Here is a 3,124-nt window from a genome sequence, read left to right as displayed (position 1 = left end):
CGTTGTAGAAAAGCCGCCTGCTACGGCTTGACAAAACTATAGGGACACCCCCCGCTGCGTCGAGTTCCTTCTGCTCGTCGGTCCTCGCCTGGGCCACCCTTCCGGTCTTGCTGTGCTTGAGGGTCCGGTCGTTCAGGGCCTTGTCGCTGGTCCCGGGCCCTGCGGCGCGCTTTCTGATGCCCTTCTTCGGATCGGCCTCGCGTGCCTTCCTGCAGTGCCCGGCGGCCTCGAGGCGGTACCCCTCAGTGTAGTGCCTGGGCGTCCCCGGCTTCGTGCGGGACTTTGCCTTCTCTGTCTCGCTTGCGCTTACCGACATCTCGCTGCCCCGATCTGCTGGCGCTGGTGGGTGGGCAGCTGCCCAGAGGATATCCGCTGCCAGTCCCTGCCGTCCCCCTGTCCACCAAAAGATTACAGCTCACTCCAGGCTCTGCGACCAGCTCGGGGCCCACGGCGGGAGCCGCGGGACCGTCGCCGAGGCCGCCCGCGACATGTCCGAGGCCTACTCGGTCGGCGTCGCCGCGGAGATGCCGAACGCCGCGCAGACGGTCGACAGGTTCCATGTCATGCGGCTCTCCTCCAGGAGAGTCGACGGGGTGAGGTGCCGCGAGAGGAGGGGGCCCGCCGACAGGCGCGCCATGCCCTCGGGCACCAGGTACGTCTGGCTGAAGCGCGAGGAGAGCCTGACCGATGGGCAGAGGGCGACGAGGGAGGCCCTCGACCCGGCGAGGTCGCACCTGCAGACCGCCAGGGCGTGCCAGATGGAGGAGGCCATGGGGGACGTCTACGGGCTCCCGGACAGGGAGTCCGCGGCGGTCGCCCTCGACAGGCTCGCGAGCCGGATGGCGCACTCCAACGTGCCCGAGACGAGGGTGGTGGCGAGGACCCTGCGCAAGGAGCGGGAGGGCATCCCCGACTGGTGGAGGTCGAGCGCCACCAACGCGATCCTCGGGGGGCCCGACTCCGTGATCCAGTCGATCAGGAGGGCGTCGAGGGGCTTCAGGAACGTCGGGTACTTCGAGACCATGATCTTCCTGAGGCTGGGGAGGCTGGACTTCTCGGCCCAGTCCTCGCTGGCCTGTGCTACCCACTAGAAATGCGGAAGAACCAGAAAAATGCCTTTTCACCCGAGAAGTACGCCATCAAGAAGGACCTCTTTGGCGTGATCGTCTTGGAATCCGATCAGGACCTTGATCCGAAGACTGCTTACCTTTGCCATAATGACCGGTGGCTTCTGGAAGTGGTATTCAACCGCCACAAGAACGATGAATGCCTGGACCACACCAACTGCCAGGGCGACTTTTCTGTGATGGGAAGCGAGTTCATCAACTTCCTCTCTACAGTTGCCACCTGCAGGATCATCAGGAAGGCAGGGAAAGCTGGCCTTCTCGATAACATGTCCTATGCAGAACTGATGGACGACCTTTCCTCTGCATGGAGACTGATGGATTCCCCGGCCGAACCAGCAACAGACGACGGCTGCTGGGTACATACCCTCAAGACCATATTTGCTGAGCTGGAGGCTCTTGGATTATCCAAGCCGGCTCCAAAACCAGAACCTAAGAAGCGTGGACGCAAGCCCAAGCCGAAGGACCCGGCAACTATGAAGCCGAAACGTCCGCGTGGTCGTCCGCGGAAGAATTCATTGCCTGCCGGCTAGCTATAGTCCGGTAGATTGGGAAACTATTAGTGTATTAAATATTCCATTCTTATTGTTCTTGTACGTATTGTTGCTGTACAATTTAGCTGTCAAACGAAGGGAGGACATGATGGCAACCAAGGTGCATGAGGTAGATGCCTCTATGGATGAGAAATCGGCACGTTTGGACTTTCGCCTATCGGCAAAAAAGCGTTCGCTCTATGTGAGGGCAGCTGCGCTTAAGGGGCTCAGTCTAACTGGCTGGGCATTGAACAATCTCGATGAATGTGCACAGCGTGACATCAGGTCCGAAACAGAGACAGTGCTATCTGCGCAGCAGTTCGACGAATTCGCCGCAGCACTCGAGCAGCCAATGCCTGAAGCAATGCTAAAGTTGCTCGCTGTAAAGCCGGAGTGGGCATGAGATTCACAAAACCTCGAAGGCTTGAGGACGGCGAAACACTAGATGACTTCTGCAGCGGAGTCGAAGTTGTCGACGATTGGGCTAGAAACCGAGCTCCTTACGCTAAAAAGCGCGGATCTGCAATTGTATATGTTTCCTTCGCTGCTACAGAAGAAAAGTCCGTTGCAGGTTTCTACTCGTTGAGCTCCCATTCGATTATAAGGAGTAGTGTTGACGGCGGCTGGCTGAAACGCAATGCACCTTCATCCATTCCCGTATTTCTTTTAGGAATGCTTGGCGTTAATCAGCAGTACCAAGGGACCGGGCTGGGATCTATGCTCCTGCGCGATGCTGTAGTTCGTTCCCTTTCGGCTGCTGGTACGGTTGGTGCAAAAGCACTCGTTGTCGATCCAGCGGATGAGGGTGTACAGGGCTTTTATCTGCACTATGGATTCCTAGAGATACCAGGCATGGATACGATGTATATTCCGCTTAAACTTCCTGAGTAGCGATGAATGTGGTAACCGTTCTGGTCATCTAGGGAAACGATGGTTAATTCACCTTGATGGGGTCGCTGGAGCTGCACGCTGTATGCCACCGGCTCAAAATGTCTCGAACCACGCAGTGCCCATACCCACATAGATGCCTATCTGTCTTCTGGATATGGTATAGCTACATCCACGTATTCCAACATATCCAAAAGACAGGCGGATTAGCATTCTGAGTGCAACACGATAGCCCGCTGAATGAAGGCGTGGCACATCTCGGAAGGCTACGATGTTGGTTGTCTAGGTCAACGTCGGAAGCTGGAAGGAATGTGCCACTACAGGCATCTTGGCCCTCAGGAGAGGGACCGCATGGCCATGCTGCATGCAGAGGGAAGGTCAATCGCCTACATCGCGGGAGAGACCGGTAGGGACAGGTCGACCATCTGCCGCGAGCCGAAGGGGAACGGCCGCCGCGGGCGCCATGGGTGTGTTCGCTAACGTATTAATCGACACTTGGGGGTGGTACCGGAAATCCGTACCAAACGATGACGTTTGGAGGATGGCGCGTGCTCCCTTGAACAGAGGACAAGGGCGGTC

6 protein-coding genes are annotated in these 3,124 nt (G+C 57.7%); 5 read left to right on the top strand and 1 reads right to left on the bottom strand.

The genetic code is table 11. The features are described 5' to 3' along the window. A partial coding sequence (locus ACO59D_RS13015) for a hypothetical protein (protein ID WP_485127345.1) occupies window positions 1-316 on the bottom strand: 316 nt, incomplete at its 3' end. On the opposite strand from ACO59D_RS13015, the gene ACO59D_RS13010 reads away from it, so the two are divergent. From ACO59D_RS13010 to ACO59D_RS12990, 5 genes are all read left to right on the top strand, one after another. Then, window positions 273-1,091 (top strand): transposase, encoded by an 819-nt coding sequence (locus tag ACO59D_RS13010; RefSeq protein WP_485127344.1) that lies wholly within the window; start codon window positions 273-275, stop codon window positions 1,089-1,091. The two genes, ACO59D_RS13015 and ACO59D_RS13010, sit on opposite strands and share 44 nt — an antisense overlap. A gap of 2 nt (window positions 1,092-1,093) precedes the next feature. Beyond that, window positions 1,094-1,657 carry a hypothetical protein gene (locus ACO59D_RS13005; RefSeq protein WP_485127343.1) on the top strand — a complete coding sequence of 188 codons (564 nt, stop codon included), beginning with the start codon at window positions 1,094-1,096 and terminating at the stop codon, window positions 1,655-1,657. Between the two features lie 109 nt (window positions 1,658-1,766). Beyond that, window positions 1,767-2,060: a type II toxin-antitoxin system TacA family antitoxin gene (locus tag ACO59D_RS13000; RefSeq protein WP_165443734.1), complete on the top strand. Its 294-nt coding sequence runs from the start codon at window positions 1,767-1,769 to the stop codon at window positions 2,058-2,060. Next, entirely contained in the window at window positions 2,057-2,548 is a 492-nt protein-coding gene (locus ACO59D_RS12995; protein ID WP_485127342.1) for a GNAT family N-acetyltransferase, read from the top strand. Before ACO59D_RS13000 ends, ACO59D_RS12995 begins: the two co-directional genes overlap by 4 nt. 237 nt (window positions 2,549-2,785) lie before the next feature. Continuing rightward, window positions 2,786-3,025: a helix-turn-helix domain-containing protein gene (locus ACO59D_RS12990; protein WP_485127341.1), complete on the top strand. Its 240-nt coding sequence runs from the start codon at window positions 2,786-2,788 to the stop codon at window positions 3,023-3,025. The last annotated feature ends 99 nt before the right edge of the window (window positions 3,026-3,124 follow it).

The organism is Tractidigestivibacter sp., assembly GCF_057241865.1.
This window is presented reverse-complemented; position numbering and strand designations above follow the sequence as displayed.

Coding starts and splice junctions, on each gene's coding strand:
- ACO59D_RS13005 (WP_485127343.1), top strand. CDS start 1,094: ATGCGGAAGAACCAGAAAAATGCCTTTTCACCCGAGAAGTACGCCATC.
- ACO59D_RS13000 (WP_165443734.1), top strand. CDS start 1,767: ATGGCAACCAAGGTGCATGAGGTAGATGCCTCTATGGATGAGAAATCG.
- ACO59D_RS12995 (WP_485127342.1), top strand. CDS start 2,057: ATGAGATTCACAAAACCTCGAAGGCTTGAGGACGGCGAAACACTAGAT.
- ACO59D_RS12990 (WP_485127341.1), top strand. CDS start 2,786: ATGAAGGCGTGGCACATCTCGGAAGGCTACGATGTTGGTTGTCTAGGT.